Here is a 371-nt window from a genome sequence, read left to right as displayed (position 1 = left end):
ATTCCATTTGTCTGGTGACAATGGCAAGGAGGTCACACCTGTTCCCATGCCGAACACAGAAGTTAAGCTCCTTAGCGCCGATGGTAGTCGGACTAACGTTCCGCTAGAGTAGGACGTTGCCAGGCAATACCTATATTTGGCCGTGAGGTCATTTTTTTGTGAGGTATATACGATAAAAATTATTTATAAAAAGTTGTTGACTTTCGAGTTAATAAAGCGTATAATTAATTCTTGTCGGTAAAAGAAATGAACATTGAAAACTGAATGACAATATGTCAACGTTAATTCCAATAATGTAACGAAAGTTACAACAATTAATTTAGTTTTATGAGCTAATCAAACATCATAATTTTTTATGGAGAGTTTGATCC

At 35.6% G+C, this 371-nt stretch carries 1 rRNA gene; it reads left to right on the top strand.

The features are described 5' to 3' along the window. Positions 1 to 10: 10 nt before the first annotated feature. Positions 11 to 125, top strand: a 5S ribosomal RNA gene (rrf, locus tag ACJQQZ_RS12550). The last annotated feature ends 246 nt before the right edge of the window (positions 126 to 371 follow it).

The sequence above is a fragment of the Staphylococcus sp. KUGN1 genome, from assembly GCF_045984185.1.
Taxonomy (GTDB): Bacteria; Bacillota; Bacilli; order Staphylococcales; family Staphylococcaceae; genus Staphylococcus; species Staphylococcus warneri_A.
Note: the sequence above shows the minus strand (reverse complement) of the source record. Positions and strands in the feature narration are given on the sequence as shown.